Genomic DNA, 15753 nt, shown 5'->3' on the forward strand with positions numbered 1-15753 from the left:
TTTATGGGGCGAACACACCTGTTGCTTCGGTTCGTCGTTGGCATCTCGGTCGCATTGGCGGTTTCCGCGTTCGCTCAGACGGGAGAAGTCCCGGCGGAGAAACGCGACGCCCAGCAGTGGCTCAAAAAGATCCAGTCCGCCGCGCAGAAGCTGAATTACTCCGGCACTTTCGTTTACCAGCAGGGAAACCAGATCCGGACGTCGCGCATCACGCACGTCGTGGATGGCCGCAATGAACTCGAGAAGCTCGAGATCCTCGACGGCAAGCCGCGCGAGTACGTGCGCAACAACGATGAAGTCGTCTGCTACATGCCGGAGTCGCGTACGCTCCAGGTCGAGAAGAAGGCGACCCAGGACCTGTTTCCCGCCATCCTGAACGGCGACGCCGGCGACTTGCTGCGGCACTACCAGGTCAGCAAGGGCGAAAGCGGTCGCGTCGCGGGCCACGACTGCCAGGCCATCGTACTCGAACCGAAGGACAACCTGCGCTACGGCTACAAGCTATGGGCCGACAAGGCCACCGGCCTGCTGCTGCGGTCCCAGACCCTGAACGACCGCATGGAAGTGATCGAGCAGATCGCGTTCACCCAGGTAGGCATCGGCAATGTCGACCGGAGCAATGTCCGGCCCAGCGTCACCAATACCGCCGGCTGGCGCACCGAGCCTGCCAACCTCGCGCTGGCCGCGCCCAGCGGCTGGAACGTCAAGGACTTGCCGCCCGGATTCCACAAGGTCCGCGAAGTCAAGCGAATGGTCGCCGATGGCGCGGCAAACGATGGCCACGGCGGTCAACGGGAAGTCAACCAGATCGTTTTCTCCGATGGCCTAGCAGCAATATCGGTATTCGCTGAGCCAGGCGCGCAAAGCCGGACGGAAGGCACCATGCAGCAGGGTGCGATGAATATCCTCGGCAAGCGACACGGCGATTTTTGGCTTACCATCGTAGGAGAAGTGCCATTTTCGGCAATTCGCCAAATCGCCAATTCGATTGAGTTCAAGTCTAGATAGCGAGGACGACCGGCACGCGCTGGATCCAGCGGCAAGCCGGGCGTCCTGAGAAGAAAAAGGATCCCATGAAAGCAATCAAGCAATCCCGAAGCCTAGTGATGGCGGCCCTGATCGCCATGCTCGGCGGTCTGGTTTCCCCGATCGGCATGCAGACTGCAGCCTATGCCCAGGCCGCCAATGGCGTCGCCGGACTTCCCGACTTTGCCGATCTCGCGGAAAAGACAGGACCGGCGGTCGTGAACATCCGCACCACGGAGCGCGTCAAGCCGGGCCAGAATGGCCTCCCCGGCGGTGCGGAAGACGAAGAGATGCAGGAGTTCTTCCGACGTTTCTTCGGCGTGCCCGTTCCCCGCCAGCAGCAACCCGACCGCAGCCCGCGCGGCCGCCGTTCCAATCCCCAGCAGCAGGAAGAAGAAGTCCCGCGCGGCGTGGGCTCCGGATTCATCATCTCCGCCGACGGCTTCGTGCTGACCAATGCGCACGTGGTCGATGGCGCCGACGAGGTCTACGTCACCCTGACAGACAAGCGTGAATTCAAGGCGAAGATCATCGGCGTCGACAAGCGCACCGACGTCGCCGTGGTGAGGATCGACGGCAATAACCTGCCGCGCCTCGCGATCGGTGATCCGAACAAGCTGCGCGTGGGCGAATGGGTCATCGCGATCGGCTCGCCCTTCGGACTCGAGAATACCGTCACCGCCGGCATCATCTCGGCCAAGGCCCGCGATACCGGGGAGTACTTGCCCCTCATCCAGACCGACGTCGCTGTCAATCCCGGCAACTCGGGCGGTCCGCTGATCAACATGCGCGGCGAAGTCATCGGCATCAATTCCCAGATCTACAGCCGCTCGGGCGGCTACATGGGCATCTCCTTCGCCGTCCCGATCGACGAGGCGGTCCGTGTCGCCGACCAGCTCCGCACGACCGGCCACGTCACGCGCGGCCGGATCGGCGTGCAGATCGGCGAGGTGACCAAGGAAGTCGCCGAATCGCTCGGCATGGCGCGGGCGCAGGGAGCGCTGGTGCAGCGGGTGGAGCAGGGCGGCCCGGCGGAAAAGGGCGGGCTCGAGGCGGGCGACATCATTCTCAAGTTCAACGGCGCGAACATCGAGAAGTCGAGCGACCTGCCGCGCATGGTAGGCGCCACCAAGCCGGGCACCCGCGCGACCCTGAGCGTCTGGCGCAAGGGCGCCGCACGCGACGTGACGCTCACGATCGCCGAGCTTGAACCGGAAAAGGTTGCCAAGAAGACCGAGAAGAAGCCCAAGGCCGAGCAGCCGGCGAACAGCCTCGGCCTCGCGGTGAGCGACCTGACAGAAGCGCAGAAGCGGGATCTGCGCGTCGACGGCGGCGTGTCGGTGGATTCCGTCGATGGCGCTGCTGCCAGGGCGGGCCTGCGTCCCGGCGACATCATCCTTCGCCTCAACAACAATGACGTGAAGGATGCCAAGACCTTTGCCATGCTTGTCGGCAAGATCGAACCCAAGAAGAACGTGGTCGTGCTGGTCCGCCGCGGCGAGGCGTCGCAGTTCGTCCTCATCCGCCCCAACGGCAATTGAGCGGCAATCGTGCCTCGACCGGACTCCGCCGGGATGACGCAGCGCATGCTTTCCGCATGCGCCGTTTCCCGGCAGTTTTCCTGCGCGTCTTGCCAGCCTATACTGTGAGAGCCCGACGGATCACCCTGCGGATCACACCATGACCATCATCACTGCCCCGGAAGCAGCCGCTGTCACCCATTTCACGCTCTACTCGCGCTCGTACTGCCACCTGTGCGACGACCTGCTCGAAGCCCTGCAGTCGCTCAGCGGCGAATACCCCTTCACGGTCGAGGTGATCGACGTCGACAGCGATGAATCCCTGGTCGCGCAGTTCGATGAACTTGTGCCGGTGCTGTTCGGCCGCAAGGGAGAAGCGGGTGCCATCCAGCTCTGCAATTACTTCCTCGACGAGGCCAGGGTGCGCGCCTTCCTGGCCGCCAGCTGAGGGCATGCCGGACGGCGTACCGCAGAAACCGCTTGGAGTGCCGCCAGTATTCCCTTGATTTTCCGGGATTTCTCACTCGAAATCCGGTAAAATGCCGCCAGTCGAATCTCCTTTGGTATGAGGCGCTCGCCTGGGAATCCCTTCCAGGCACGGAGCGCCTTTTTTGCAATTGCGTCTTACTGAATGAACAACATCCGGAATTTTTCCATCATCGCGCACATCGACCACGGAAAGTCCACGCTTGCCGACCGCATCATCCAGATCTGCGGCGGCCTGTCGGATCGGGAAATGGAAGCGCAGGTGCTGGACTCCATGGACCTGGAGCGTGAGCGCGGCATCACCATCAAGGCACAGACCGCCGCGCTTTCCTACAAGGCCCGCGACGGCCAAGTCTACAACCTCAACCTCATCGATACGCCCGGCCACGTCGACTTCTCGTACGAAGTGAGCCGGTCGCTGTCCGCCTGCGAAGGCGCGCTGCTGGTCGTCGACGCCTCGCAAGGTGTCGAGGCCCAGACCGTCGCCAACTGCTACACCGCGCTCGACCTCCACGTCGAAGTCGTGCCGGTCCTGAACAAGATCGACCTGCCCTCCGCGGATCCGGAAAACGCCATCGGCGAAATCGAGGACGTGATCGGCATCGATGCCGGCGACGCGGTGCGCTGTTCCGCCAAGACCGGCCTCGGCGTGGAAGACGTGCTGGAATCCCTGATCGCCAAGGTGCCGCCTCCCAAGGGCAGCGCCAGCGAACCGCTGCAGGCGCTGATCATCGACTCCTGGTTCGACAACTACGTCGGCGTGGTCATGCTGGTGCGCATCGTCAATGGCACCCTGCGTCCGAAGGAAAAGATCTCCTTGATGGCGACCGGCGCCCAGTACCTGACGGAAAACGTCGGCGTCTTCACGCCCAAGTCGCAGGCGCGCGAAGAACTGTCGGCGGGCCAGGTAGGCTTCGTCATCGCCGGCATCAAGGAGCTCAAGGCCGCGCGCGTCGGCGACACCATTACCCACGCCGCCCGGCCCGCCGCGGAGCCGCTGCCCGGTTTCAAGGAAGTGCAGCCGCAGGTGTTCGCCGGCCTGTTCCCGGTCGAAGCCAACCAGTACGACGCACTGCGCGACTCTCTCGAAAAGCTGAAGCTCAACGACGCCGCGCTGATGTACGAGCCGGAAGTGTCCCAGGCGCTCGGCTTCGGCTTCCGCTGCGGCTTCCTCGGCCTGCTGCACATGGAAATCGTCCAGGAGCGCCTCGAGCGCGAGTTCGACATGGACCTCATCACCACGGCGCCTACCGTGGTGTACGAAGTGGTGCAGCGCGACGGCTCCGTGATCATGGTCGACAATCCGTCCAAGATGCCGGACCCGCCCAAGATCGAGGAAATCCGCGAGCCCATCGTGACCGTCAACCTGTACATGCCGCAGGAGTACGTCGGTTCGGTGATCACCCTGTGCACGCAGAAGCGCGGCGTGCAGATCAACATGTCCTACCACGGCAAGCAGGTGCAGCTTACCTATGAAATGCCGATGGCCGAGATCGTGCTCGACTTCTTCGACAAGCTCAAGTCGACCTCGCGCGGCTACGCCTCGATGGACTACGAGTTCAAGGAATACCGCGCCGCCGACGTGGTGAAGGTGGACATGCTCATCAACAGCGAGAAGGTCGATGCGCTGGCCATCATCGTCCACCGGTCCACGAGCCAGTACCGTGGCAGGGCGGTCGCCGCGAAGATGCGCGAGCTGATTCCGCGCCAGATGTTCGACGTCGCCATCCAGGCGGCCATCGGCGCCAACATCATTGCCCGCGAAAACGTCAAGGCGATGCGCAAGAACGTGCTCGCCAAGTGCTACGGCGGCGACATCAGCCGCAAGCGCAAGCTGCTCGAAAAGCAAAAGGCCGGCAAGAAGCGCATGAAGCAGGTCGGCTCGGTCGAAGTGCCCCAAGAAGCATTCCTGGCGATCCTACAGGTGGAAGATAAATGAATCTGCAAGCGATTCTCGGCAATTTCGCCTTAATCCTTTTCGTACTTACCGTTCTCACCGGCATCATCTGGTTCCTGGACGTCTTCCACTTCGCCAGGCAGCGCCGGGCGCGGGCGGATGCCGCCCTGGCCGACTTCGACGCCCGCAACGCGAAGCTGCAGAAAGAGGGCATCAAGACGGACGACAGCGACCGGGCGAAGCTCGAAGCGGACATCCTGCGCCAGCCGACCTGGATCGAATATTCCGGGAGCTTCTTCCCGGTGATCGCACTGGTGTTCTTCCTGCGCTCCTTCCTCTACGAGCCGTTCAAGATCCCTTCCAGCTCCATGGTGCCCACGCTCGTGATCGGCGATCTGATCCTGGTGAACAAGTTCGTGTACGGCATCCGCCTTCCGGTCATCAACAAGAAGATCATCGAGGTAAACGATCCCCAGCGCGGAGACGTGATGGTCTTCAAGTATCCGAAGGACCCGTCCATGGATTACATCAAGCGCGTGATCGGGGTGCCCGGCGACAAGGTCAGCTACAGGAACAAGCGCCTGACCATCAACGGACAGGAAGTCAGATACGAGCCGCTGCCTGATTACCTGGACGAGGAATCGCTGCGGTACTCGAAGCAATACAGCGAGCACCTGCCGACCGTCACGCACAATATCCTCAACGATGAAAACAAGCCGGCCTACGTGCAGGATCCGGATGCCTTCCCTTACCACGAACAATGCACTTACAACCTAGAAGGCTTCACCTGCACGGTGCCCGCTGGACATTACTTCATGATGGGCGATAATCGGGATAACAGTGCCGATAGCCGCTACTGGGGTTTCGTGCCGAACGAAAACATTGTCGGAAAGGCATTTTTCGTCTGGATGAACCTGGGTAATTTCCGCCGGATCGGCAGCTTTCACTGACAAAAGTTATCCTGGGAGTGTGTAAATGCAGCGTCATCCGGAATCTCAAGGCAGGCAGCGTGGTCTTTCACTGGTAGGCTTCCTGTTCGTGATGGCCATCGTCGCCGTGCTCGCCGTGATCGGCCTCAAGGTCGTGCCGACCGTCACGGAGTTCATGGCCGTCAAGAAAGCGATCAACCAGGCTGCGGCGACCGGAAATACCGCCGCCGAAATCCAGACCTCCTTCGACCGCCAGCGCGAAACGACGTACATCGATTCCGTCACGGGCAAGGACCTGGATATCAAGAAGAATGCCGACGGCAAGTACGACGTCAGCGTTGCATACCAGAAGAAGATTCCGCTGTTCGGACCCGCCAGCCTGGTGCTGGACTACGAAGCCAGTTCGACCGCCAAGTAAAAGTCTTTGATCAGCGCGCGCTTGTACCGACAAGGGGAAATGGAAGGCTAGGAATTCAATGGATTTCACGTTACTGCAGGAAAGGCTGGGCCACGTGTTCAAGGATGCTGCGTTGCTGCAGCAGGCCCTGACACATCGCAGCCACAGCAGCCTGCACAACGAACGCCTTGAATTCCTGGGCGATTCCGTCCTCAACTGCGTCGTTGCCTCGCTTCTGTTCGAACGTTACAACAAGATCGACGAAGGCGACCTCTCACGCCTGAGAGCGAACCTGGTCAAGCAGCAGTCCCTCTATGAAATCGCCCAGCGCATCGAGTTGTCGCAATTCCTGCGGCTGGGCGAGGGCGAGCTGAAGTCGGGCGGCTTCCGTCGCCCCTCCATCCTCGCCGACACGCTTGAAGCCCTGTTTGGCGCAATCTTCCTCGATGCCGGCTTCAATGCCGCGCGCGACGTGATCCGCTCCCTGTACATCCCCATCCTCGAGTCGGTCGATCCGAAAACGCTCGGCAAGGATGCCAAGACCTTGCTGCAGGAATTTCTCCAGGGCAAGAAGATCGCGCTGCCCCAGTACAACGTGGTCGCGACCCACGGCGCGGCGCACAACCAGGAATTCGAGATCGAGTGCCTCGTTCCCAAGCTGGACATCCAGGTGTTCGGCACCGGCGGCAGCCGCCGGGCTGGCGAGCAGGCCGCTGCCAAGCTCGCGCTGGAAGCCGTCCAGCAAGTCCTGGCGAAGAGCGCGACCGGCACCAAGAAGAGCCGGCCGCGGGCTTCGCAGCTCAAGCTTGCGGGCATCGCCACGATCCAGCCGGATACGCCGATGGCGCCGGCCGCCGCACCCGCCGAGGAAGGCAGGAAGCCGGCGAAGATCCTGGCGAAGTCGTCCAGCCAGCAGGCAAAGCTGGACTTGCGATCCGACGGCAAGCCGGAGAAGGCAGACAAAGCCGACAGGGCGGACAAAGCCGACAAGACAGACAAGGCGGAAACGTCCGGCAAGCAGGACGGCAGAGAACTGCCGCCTGACGCCGGAGCCGCCGCCGACATGGACGCGCCGGCGGCCGGCCCTGCAGGCGCCGACCACCCGACGCTCGACCTCACGCCGGCAGCCCCGGTGACCAATCAATCGAAAAGCGCATGACAGACACTCCCGATGCCGCCGCGGATTTCCGCTGCGGCTACATCGCCATCGTTGGCCGCCCCAATGTCGGCAAATCGACCCTGATGAACGCCCTGATCGGCGCCAAGGTCAGCATCACCTCGCGCAAGGCGCAGACCACGCGCCACCGCATCACCGGCATTCAGACGCGCGACAACGCACAGTTCATCTACGTCGACACGCCCGGCTTCCAGACGCGGCACTCGAACGCGCTCAACCGCACCCTGAACCGCACGGTCACCAATACCCTGACCGCGGCCGACGTGATCCTCTTCATCGTCGAGGCCGGCACCTACGGCGCTGCCGACAAGCAGGTGATGGAGCTGCTTCCCGCCAACGTGCCAGTCATCCTCGTGATCAACAAGGCAGACCGCATGAAGGACAAGGCCGTGCTCATGCCCTTCGCACAGCAGGTGGCCGCGGAAAGGTCGTTTGCCAGCGTGGTGCCCGTGTCGGCCAAGCAGCGTTTCCAGCTCGATGCGCTGGAAAAGGAAATCGAGCGGTACCTGCCCCACAATCCGCCTGCCTTCGGTCCGGACGACATCACCGACCGCTCGGAAAAATTCCTTGCAGCGGAAATCGTGCGCGAAAAGGTGTTCCGGTTCGTGGGCGAGGAACTGCCGTACACCAGCACCGTGGTCATCGAGAAGTTCGAGGAAGAGGGCAGGCTGCGCCGCATCTTCGCCGCGATCCTGGTCGAGCGCGACAGCCACAAGGCGATGGTAATCGGACAGAAGGGCGCCAAGCTGAAGGAAATCTCCACCCAGTCCCGGCTCGACATGGAAAAGCTCTTCGACGCGCCGGTCTACCTGGAAATCTGGGTCAAGGTGAAGTCGGGCTGGGCGGACAACGAAGCCGGCCTGCGGGCTTATGGCTATGAGTGAGCGCCGCGCCGGATGACGACGGACTCGGTCACGCCGCAAGGCATTGACGCACCCGCCGGCACGACGCCGTCCGGCGCCAGGACCGCCGGCGGCAAGACCGCCGCGCGCAAGCCGTCGGGCAGTGCGCGCGCGCCCAAGCAGGAAGTCCGCATCACCAGCCAGCCGGGATTTGTCCTGCACAGCTATCCCTACAAGGAAACCAGCCTCATCGTCGACGTGTTTTCCCGCGATTTCGGGCGCGTGGCGCTGGTGGCGAAAGGCGCCAAGCGGCCGCATTCCAAGCTGCGCGGCGCGCTCCAGACCTTCCAGCCGCTGTCCCTCTCCTGGACCGGCCGCGCCGAGGTGCGCAACCTGATCGACGCCGAATGGATAGGCGGCCTGCGTCCGCTCGAAAAATCCGGCCTGCTCTGCGGCTTCTATCTCAACGAGCTGCTGGTCAAGCTTCTGGCACGCGACGATCCCCATCCCGACCTGTTCCAGCACTACATCGCCACGCTCAACGAGCTGGCCCATGACGAGCCTGCACCCATCGTGCTGCGCAAGTTCGAGCGGGCCCTGCTCAAGGAAACCGGCGTGGGCGGCGATTTCTCCCGCTGCAAGCCGACCGGCCAGGCCGTCATCGAAGGCGCCAGCTACGTGGTCGATCCGGAAATGGGACCGCGGCTCGCCCTGCCTTCCGACAACATCCCTCGCGTGACCGGCAAGACCCTGCTCGACATGGAGAGGGAAGACTACAGCGACGCCACGACCCAGCTGCAAAGCAAGATCCTGATGCGCTACCTGTTGGCCCATCATCTTGGCGGCGCCACGCTGAATACCCGGCAAATTCTGATAGATTTGATGCAGTTGTAGACCCGCGTTCCTCTCTTCATAGATCATCACGGTCACGTCATCATGAGCCTACTTCACCCGAACTCCCCCGTCATCGACCTCGGCGTCAACATCGACCACGTCGCCACGCTGCGCAACGCGCGCGGCACGGTCTATCCCGACCCGGTGCAGGCCGCGCTGCTGGCGGAGGAAGCCGGCGCCGACGGCATCACCCTGCACCTGCGGGAAGACCGCCGCCACATCCGCGACGCCGACGTCGAGGCCATCCGCCCGCAGCTGCGCACCCGCATGAACCTTGAGTCGGCTGTGACCCCGGAAATGATCGACTTCGCCTGCCGCATCAAGCCCCATGACGTCTGCCTCGTGCCCGAGCGCAGGGCCGAGGTGACGACCGAGGGCGGGCTAGACGTGGTGACGCATTTCCGCGAGGTCAGCGCCGCCGTCAAGACGCTGCAATCGGCCGGCATCCGCGTCTCCCTGTTCATCGACGCCGACCCCATGCAGATCAAGGCCGCGCAGGAAACCGGCGCGCCGGTCATCGAAATCCACACCGGCCGCTACGCCGACGCGCAGACCGAGGAAGCCGCGCACCTCGAGCTGAGCCGGGTCCATGCCGGCGTGCTCGAAGGCGTCGGGCTGGGCCTCAAGGTCAATGCCGGCCACGGATTGCATTACACCAACGTGCAGGCCATCGCCGCCATCCCGGAAATCGCCGAGCTCAACATCGGCCATGCCATCGTCGCGCAGGCGGTCTTCATCGGCTGGCAAAACGCCATCAAGGAAATGAAGGCCATCATGGTCGCGGCGCGCCTGGGCATCCACAAGAAATGATCTACGGAATCGGCACCGACATCATCCAGATTCCCCGCATCGAAGCGGCCCTCGCGCGCCATGGCGATCGCTTCGCCGAACGCATCCTCGGCCCGGAAGAGATGGAGAAGTACCTGCGCCGCAAGTCCAAGGTCGAGGCGCGCGGCATCCGCTTCCTCGCAACCCGCTTCGCGGCCAAGGAAGCCTTCTCCAAGGCCATCGGCCTGGGCATGCGCATGCCCATGACCTGGCGCGCCATGCAGACATTGAACGCCCCTTCCGGCAAGCCGGTCGCAGTCACGAGCGGCACGCTCAAGGAATTCATGGAACAACACGGCCTGACCGCGCAGGTCTCGATCACGGACGAATCCGATTACGCGGTCGCGTTCGTCATAGTGGAGAAACGATGAACACAACAACAACCCGCACGCCTCTCGGACCGGTGATGCTGGACGTGGTCGGCACCAGCCTCGACGAGCAGGACATTCGCCGCATCCAGCATCCGTTTACCGGCGGCGTGATCTTGTTCGCGCGCAATTTTCAGGATCGCCGCCAGCTGTGCGCGCTGACCGAAGCAATCCACATGGCGCGCCCCGGCGTGCTGATCGCGGTCGACCACGAAGGCGGGCGCGTGCAGCGCTTCAAGACCGATGGCTTCACCCGCCTGCCGGCGATGCGCAAGCTCGGCGAATTGTGGGACCGGGACGTGCTCGAAGCCACGCGCGCCGCCACCGACGTCGGCTTCGTGCTGGCCGCCGAGTTGCGTGCCTGCGGCGTCGACCTCTCGTTCACCCCGGTGCTCGACCTCGACTTCGGCCAGTCCGGCGTCATCGGCGACCGCGCCTTCCACCGTGATCCGCGCGTGGTGGCCGTGCTCGCCAAGAGCCTCAACCACGGCCTAGCGCTGGCCGGCATGGCCAACTGCGGGAAGCATTATCCCGGCCACGGCTACGCCGAAGCGGACTCCCATGTCGCCATCCCCGTGGATGAGCGCACCCTTGACGAGATCGTGAAGGACGACGCCGCTCCGTACGGCTGGATGGGGCTTGGACTCGCCGCCGTCATGCCGGCGCATGTCATCTACCCCAAGGTCGACAAGCATCCCGCCGGCTTTTCCCGCAAGTGGCTGCGCATGCTGCGCAAGGACTTCAACTTCCAGGGCGTGATCTTCAGCGATGACCTGAGCATGGAAGGCGCAAGCGTCGCCGGTACGGTGGTCGACGGCGCCCATGCCGCCCTCAAGGCCGGCTGCGACATGGTCCTCATCTGCAATTCCCCGGACAAGGCGGACCAGCTGCTCGACGGACTGCGGATTGCCGATGAAGAGGCGGCCCGGGCGTCCTCGGCGCGCATCGCGGCGATGGTGCCGCAAGGCGACTTCCTCGGCTGGGACGCGCTGCAGCGCGATGCGCGCTATCTCGCCGCCCGCAAGACCATCAAGTCGCTGATGGCCGACTGATCCCCGGAGCACGCATGTCCGACCAGGCCGACACCGCAGCCCCCGATCCGCGCGCAGCCCTGCTGGAGGAAGTCTCCAAGCTGCCGCACCTGCCCGGCGTCTACCGCTATTTCGATACCGGCAACAACCTGCTCTACGTCGGCAAGGCGCGCGACCTCAAGAAGCGGGTGTCGAGCTATTTCCAGCGCAATCTCGCCAGCCCGCGCACCGCCATGATGGTGGAAAAGATCGTGCGCATGGAAACCACGGTCACGCGCAGCGAGGCGGAGGCGCTGCTGCTGGAAAACAATCTCATCAAGACCCTGCAGCCGCGCTACAACATCCTGTTTCGCGACGACAAGTCTTATCCCTACCTCAAGATTACCAGCCAGCCCGTGCCGCGCATGGCCTACTACCGGGGCGCGGTCGACAAGAAGAACCAGTATTTCGGTCCCTTTCCCAGCGCCTGGGCGGTCAAGGAATCGATGCAGATCCTGCAGAAGGTTTTCCGCCTCCGCACCTGCGAGGATACCGTCTTCGCCAACCGCACCCGTCCTTGCCTGCTGCATCAGATCCAGCGGTGCAGCGGCCCCTGCGTCAACCTGGTCAGTCCCGAGGACTATTCGCTCGATGTCGAGAATGCCGCCAAGTTCCTGCGCGGCCGGCAGACCGAAGTGATGGAGGCGCTCGAAAAGAAGATGCATGCCTTCGCCGCCGACCTGAAGTTCGAACAGGCGGCCGCGGTGCGCAACCAGATCACCGCGCTGTCCCGCGTGCTGCACCAGCAAACCATGGAAACCGTCGGCGATGCCGACATCGACATCATCGCCGTGCTCGTGCAGGGCGGACGCGCCTGCGTCAACCTCGCCATGGTGCGCGGCGGCCGGCACCTCGGCGACCGTGCCTATTTCCCGACGCATGTCGACAATGCCCTCGGCAGCGCCGCCGAGGGAGCGGCCGATGCGCCCGACTCCGTCGACCAGGAGGTGCTCAAGGCCTTCCTGGCCCAGCATTACATCGACAAGTTCACGCCGGCGACGCTGATCCTCAACGTCGAATTCGACGAGCCCGCGCTGATGATGGCGCTGGCCGAGCAGTGCGGACACCGCATCAACCTCGTCTTCCAGCCCCAGGGACAGCGCCGGCAGTGGCTGGAAATGGCGCAGAAGGGCGCCGAGATCGCCCTGGCGCGCCTGCTTTCGGAGCAGGGTTCCCAGCAGGCCCGCACCCGGGCGCTCGCCGAGGCGCTCAACCTCGACGCCGAAGACCTCGACGCCCTGCGCATCGAGTGTTTCGACATCAGCCATACCCAGGGCGAAGCGACCCAGGCATCCTGCGTGGTGTTCCACCACCATGCCATGCAGAACAGCGAGTACCGCCGCTACAACATCAATGACATCACGCCCGGCGACGACTACGCCGCCATGCGCCAGGTCCTGATGCGGCGCTACGAGAAGGTGGCCAACGGCGACGGCGTCATGCCCGACATCGTGCTTATCGATGGCGGCAAGGGCCAGGTGGAAATGGCGCGGCAGGTGTTCAGCGAACTCGGCCTCGACATCAGCCAGCTGGTCGGCGTTGCCAAGGGGGAAGGGCGCAAGGTCGGCCTCGAAACCCTGGTGTTCGCCGACGAGCGGCTAGCCCTCGAACTGGGCAAGGAATCGGCCGCGCTGATGCTCATCGCCCAGATCCGCGACGAGGCCCACCGCTTCGCCATCACTGGCATGCGCGCCAAGCGCGCCAAGGCCCGCCAGACCTCCCGGCTGGAAGAGATCGAAGGCATCGGCGCCAAGCGCCGCCAGAAGCTGCTCGCCCGGTTCGGCGGCCTGCGCGGCGTCGCCGACGCGAGCATCGAGGACCTCGCCTCGGTCGACGGCATTTCGCTCAAGCTCGCGGAGGAAATCTACAAGCAGCTTCATTGATGCCGCCGAAACCCGGCAGATTGCAGTGCTGTCAATTTCCACGCGATAATGGCGAAACTCCGGACGCCGACATATGCCTTTCAATATCCCGATTCTCCTGACCTGGCTGCGCGTAGCCCTGATTCCGCTCGTGGTCGGCGTGTTCTACCTGCCGGACGTCTGGCTCACGCCATTCGGCAAGGGCGTGGCGTCGACCACGGTCTTCATCGTCGCCGCCATCACCGACTGGTTCGACGGCTATCTCGCCCGGCGCTGGAACGAAACCTCTTCCTTCGGCGCCTTCCTCGACCCCGTGGCCGACAAGCTCATGGTTGCCGGCGCCTTGCTGGTGCTGGTGGAATTCGAGCGCGTCAACGCGGTGATCGCCTTCATCATCATCGGCCGGGAAATCGCCATATCCGCCTTGCGCGAATGGATGGCGCTGATCGGCGCCTCCAAGTCGGTGGCGGTCAGTTCCATCGGCAAGATCAAGACCACGGCGCAGATGATCGCCATTCCCATGCTGCTGTACAGCGACACGCTGTTCGGCGTGATCGACACCCGCTACTGGGGCGCTTGGCTGCTGGTCATCGCCGCGGTGCTCACGGTGTGGTCGATGTTCTACTACCTGAGGAAGGCCTGGCCGCTGATCAAGGAAAAGACGGACGAGGGCGATGCCGCCGGGCGTTCATGAGAAGCAGGTGCATCGCTTGACAAGAAACCTCAGTCCTCTATAATGCACGTCTGTTGTCGACGCGGGAATAGCTCAGTTGGTAGAGCGCAACCTTGCCAAGGTTGAGGTCGAGGGTTCGAGACCCTTTTCCCGCTCCAGAGGTTCTGAAAGGAAGCTTCTAAACAAGCTTCCTTTTTTATTTAAGTGGGTGGGTAACGTTGTGTTATCTGTCCTGTATCAAGCGATGCGCATGCATGCCATGGCATCACCGGTACGAAGCAGCACCATGCGGGAATAGCTCAGTTGGTAGAGCGCAACCTTGCCAAGGTTGAGGTCGAGGGTTCGAGCCCCTTTTCCCGCTCCAGATTCCCCGGATGACGAGTCAATGTTTGTTGTCCACTACGTCCGCGATATTCCGCTTCACAGGTTGTCCGGCGTATGCAGCACGGTTTCCGTTTTGTGGTTAGAATAACCACCCGTGGCGGGGTAGCAAAGTGGTTATGCAGCGGCCTGCAAAGCCGTCTACGCCGGTTCAATTCCGACCCCCGCCTCCAGTTTTCCTAAAAAGCGCCACGTGCGCTTTTTTTGTATCTGTAGCAAACTGCGCTCTTGCGCGCCCGAGTGGTGAAATTGGTAGACACAGCGGACTTAAAATCCGCCGCTTGCTGAGAGGCGGCGTACCGGTTCGACCCCGGTCTCGGGCACCACGGCATTGCTACCCCCTCTCCTGCTCCACCTCCAATCATTTCCTGAATCGCCATGCCCTCGCTGCGGCATCGGCGTCATGGGCTTCTGCGCAGCCGGCAAATGTCGCCATGGATAAACAGGTTGTCCGGCACCGACACCTTCGCGAAACAGCAAACCCCAACCCAACACAAGCCCGCCGCCTAATGCGTCCATTATTGCGCCGGCTCACATCGCAGGGCCTTTCCTTGCGAACCGCCTTGTCCGATCATTCTCTAAATGCCATGCCAGACATGGCGGCTGCACCCTGGAAAGGAGCGGAAGATGACGGCGATAGTGCGCATCGACGATGAGGTGATCGGTACGGATGACTTCATCAAGGTCCTGAAGCTCACCGGGCAGTTCGAAGGCTTGATCGAGCAAATGGTGCGGGACAAGCTGACCGTGAAGGCGGCGCGGAAGGCCGGCCTCCAGGTGGCTGTCGAAGACATCCAGGAACGCGCGGATCAGTTCAGGCGCGTACAGGGTTTGCATCGGGCAGCCGACATGAACAATTACCTGAATGCGCTTGGCGTGACCCTCGACGACTTCGAGGTGTTCATCACGGACAGCCTCTATCATGAAAAGATGATGGCCCAGGTTTGCAGCGACAAGGCTGTCGAATCCTATTTCCAGCTCAACTCGCCCAAGTTCGACGCCATCGAGGTCAGCCACATGGTCCTCGACGCCGAGGGCAAGGCCAAGGAAATGATGTCGGTGCTGAGGGACGACCCCGACAGTTTCGCCGACATGGCGCGCGAGTATTCCGTGGCGGATACGCGGGAGCGCGGCGGACACATCGGCAAGGTGCTTCGCGGATCGCTGAAGACCGACATCGAAGCGAAGGTGTTCAACGCCGCCGTTGGCGACCTGCTCGGGCCTTTCCCATCAGGCGATCGTTCCTTTTTCGAAATTTTCCGGGTAGATGCGAAGTACCCTGCGAAGCTGGATGAAGACACGTCGGCGGAGGTGCGGCGCCTGCTTCGCGAAGACTGGCTGTTGGCGCGAGCCCAGGAACACGTGATCGAAGCCCGCTGATCCACGCCCCCCACGAGATTGCG

At 62.9% G+C, this 15753-nt stretch carries 15 protein-coding genes and 4 tRNA genes; all 19 read left to right on the forward strand.

Annotation, left to right across the window (positions count from 1 at the left end):
- Window positions 1-3: 3 nt before the first annotated feature.
- The 19 genes from G3574_RS16885 to G3574_RS16975 all read left to right on the forward strand — a co-directional run bounded on the left by G3574_RS16885 (window position 4) and on the right by G3574_RS16975 (window position 15730).
- Window positions 4-1008: a MucB/RseB C-terminal domain-containing protein gene (locus G3574_RS16885; RefSeq protein ID WP_163965602.1), complete on the forward strand. Its 1005-nt coding sequence runs from the start codon at window positions 4-6 to the stop codon at window positions 1006-1008.
- A gap of 116 nt (window positions 1009-1124) precedes the next feature.
- Complete coding sequence (locus G3574_RS16890) at window positions 1125-2567, forward strand: DegQ family serine endoprotease (protein ID WP_235953486.1); 1443 nt, start codon at window positions 1125-1127, stop codon at window positions 2565-2567.
- Window positions 2568-2706: 139 nt separating this feature from the next.
- Window positions 2707-2994, forward strand: a complete 288-nt coding sequence (locus G3574_RS16895; protein WP_163965604.1) for a glutaredoxin family protein — start codon at window positions 2707-2709, stop codon at window positions 2992-2994.
- Window positions 2995-3177: 183 nt separating this feature from the next.
- Window positions 3178-4971 (forward strand): translation elongation factor 4, encoded by a 1794-nt coding sequence (gene lepA, locus G3574_RS16900; protein ID WP_163965606.1) that lies wholly within the window; start codon window positions 3178-3180, stop codon window positions 4969-4971.
- Window positions 4968-5879, forward strand: coding sequence for a signal peptidase I (lepB, locus tag G3574_RS16905; RefSeq protein WP_163965608.1), 912 nt, complete (start codon window positions 4968-4970; stop codon window positions 5877-5879). Before lepA ends, lepB begins: the two co-directional genes overlap by 4 nt.
- A 25-nt stretch (window positions 5880-5904) precedes the next feature.
- Window positions 5905-6276 (forward strand): DUF4845 domain-containing protein, encoded by a 372-nt coding sequence (locus tag G3574_RS16910; RefSeq protein WP_163965610.1) that lies wholly within the window; start codon window positions 5905-5907, stop codon window positions 6274-6276.
- Between the two features lie 58 nt (window positions 6277-6334).
- The gene (gene rnc, locus G3574_RS16915) at window positions 6335-7414 is read left to right on the forward strand and encodes a ribonuclease III (RefSeq protein ID WP_163965612.1); all 1080 of its coding nucleotides are present in this window, start codon (window positions 6335-6337) and stop codon (window positions 7412-7414) included.
- The gene (gene era / locus G3574_RS16920) at window positions 7411-8316 is read left to right on the forward strand and encodes a GTPase Era (RefSeq protein ID WP_163965614.1); all 906 of its coding nucleotides are present in this window, start codon (window positions 7411-7413) and stop codon (window positions 8314-8316) included. The genes rnc and era overlap by 4 nt, the downstream gene beginning before the upstream one ends.
- Window positions 8317-8328: 12 nt before the next feature.
- Window positions 8329-9168, forward strand: a complete 840-nt coding sequence (gene recO, locus G3574_RS16925) for a DNA repair protein RecO (protein WP_163965617.1) — start codon at window positions 8329-8331, stop codon at window positions 9166-9168.
- Window positions 9169-9210: 42 nt separating this feature from the next.
- A complete protein-coding gene (pdxJ, locus tag G3574_RS16930) occupies window positions 9211-9978 on the forward strand; it encodes a pyridoxine 5'-phosphate synthase (protein WP_163965621.1) in 768 nt (255 codons plus the stop codon).
- Complete coding sequence (gene acpS, locus G3574_RS16935) at window positions 9975-10367, forward strand: holo-ACP synthase (protein ID WP_163965624.1); 393 nt, start codon at window positions 9975-9977, stop codon at window positions 10365-10367. Before pdxJ ends, acpS begins: the two co-directional genes overlap by 4 nt.
- Complete coding sequence (gene nagZ / locus G3574_RS16940; protein ID WP_163965626.1) at window positions 10364-11416, forward strand: beta-N-acetylhexosaminidase; 1053 nt, start codon at window positions 10364-10366, stop codon at window positions 11414-11416. Before acpS ends, nagZ begins: the two co-directional genes overlap by 4 nt.
- Window positions 11417-11430: 14 nt before the next feature.
- On the forward strand, window positions 11431-13317 hold the full coding sequence (gene uvrC / locus G3574_RS16945; protein ID WP_163965629.1) for an excinuclease ABC subunit UvrC: 1887 nt from the start codon (window positions 11431-11433) through the stop codon (window positions 13315-13317).
- Window positions 13318-13390: 73 nt separating this feature from the next.
- Window positions 13391-13990 (forward strand): CDP-diacylglycerol--glycerol-3-phosphate 3-phosphatidyltransferase, encoded by a 600-nt coding sequence (pgsA, locus tag G3574_RS16950; protein ID WP_163965632.1) that lies wholly within the window; start codon window positions 13391-13393, stop codon window positions 13988-13990.
- A 61-nt stretch (window positions 13991-14051) separates the two neighbouring features.
- Window positions 14052-14127: transfer RNA gene (locus G3574_RS16955), tRNA-Gly, on the forward strand.
- 130 nt (window positions 14128-14257) lie between these two features.
- Window positions 14258-14333: transfer RNA gene (locus G3574_RS16960), tRNA-Gly, on the forward strand.
- Between the two features lie 116 nt (window positions 14334-14449).
- Window positions 14450-14523: transfer RNA gene (locus G3574_RS16965), tRNA-Cys, on the forward strand.
- Window positions 14524-14584: 61 nt separating this feature from the next.
- Window positions 14585-14676: transfer RNA gene (locus G3574_RS16970), tRNA-Leu, on the forward strand.
- 301 nt (window positions 14677-14977) lie between these two features.
- A complete protein-coding gene (locus tag G3574_RS16975) occupies window positions 14978-15730 on the forward strand; it encodes a peptidylprolyl isomerase (protein ID WP_163965635.1) in 753 nt (250 codons plus the stop codon).
- The last annotated feature ends 23 nt before the right edge of the window (window positions 15731-15753 follow it).

Source organism: Noviherbaspirillum galbum (assembly GCF_010974945.1).
In the GTDB taxonomy this organism is placed as follows: Bacteria; Pseudomonadota; Gammaproteobacteria; order Burkholderiales; family Burkholderiaceae_D; genus Noviherbaspirillum; species Noviherbaspirillum galbum.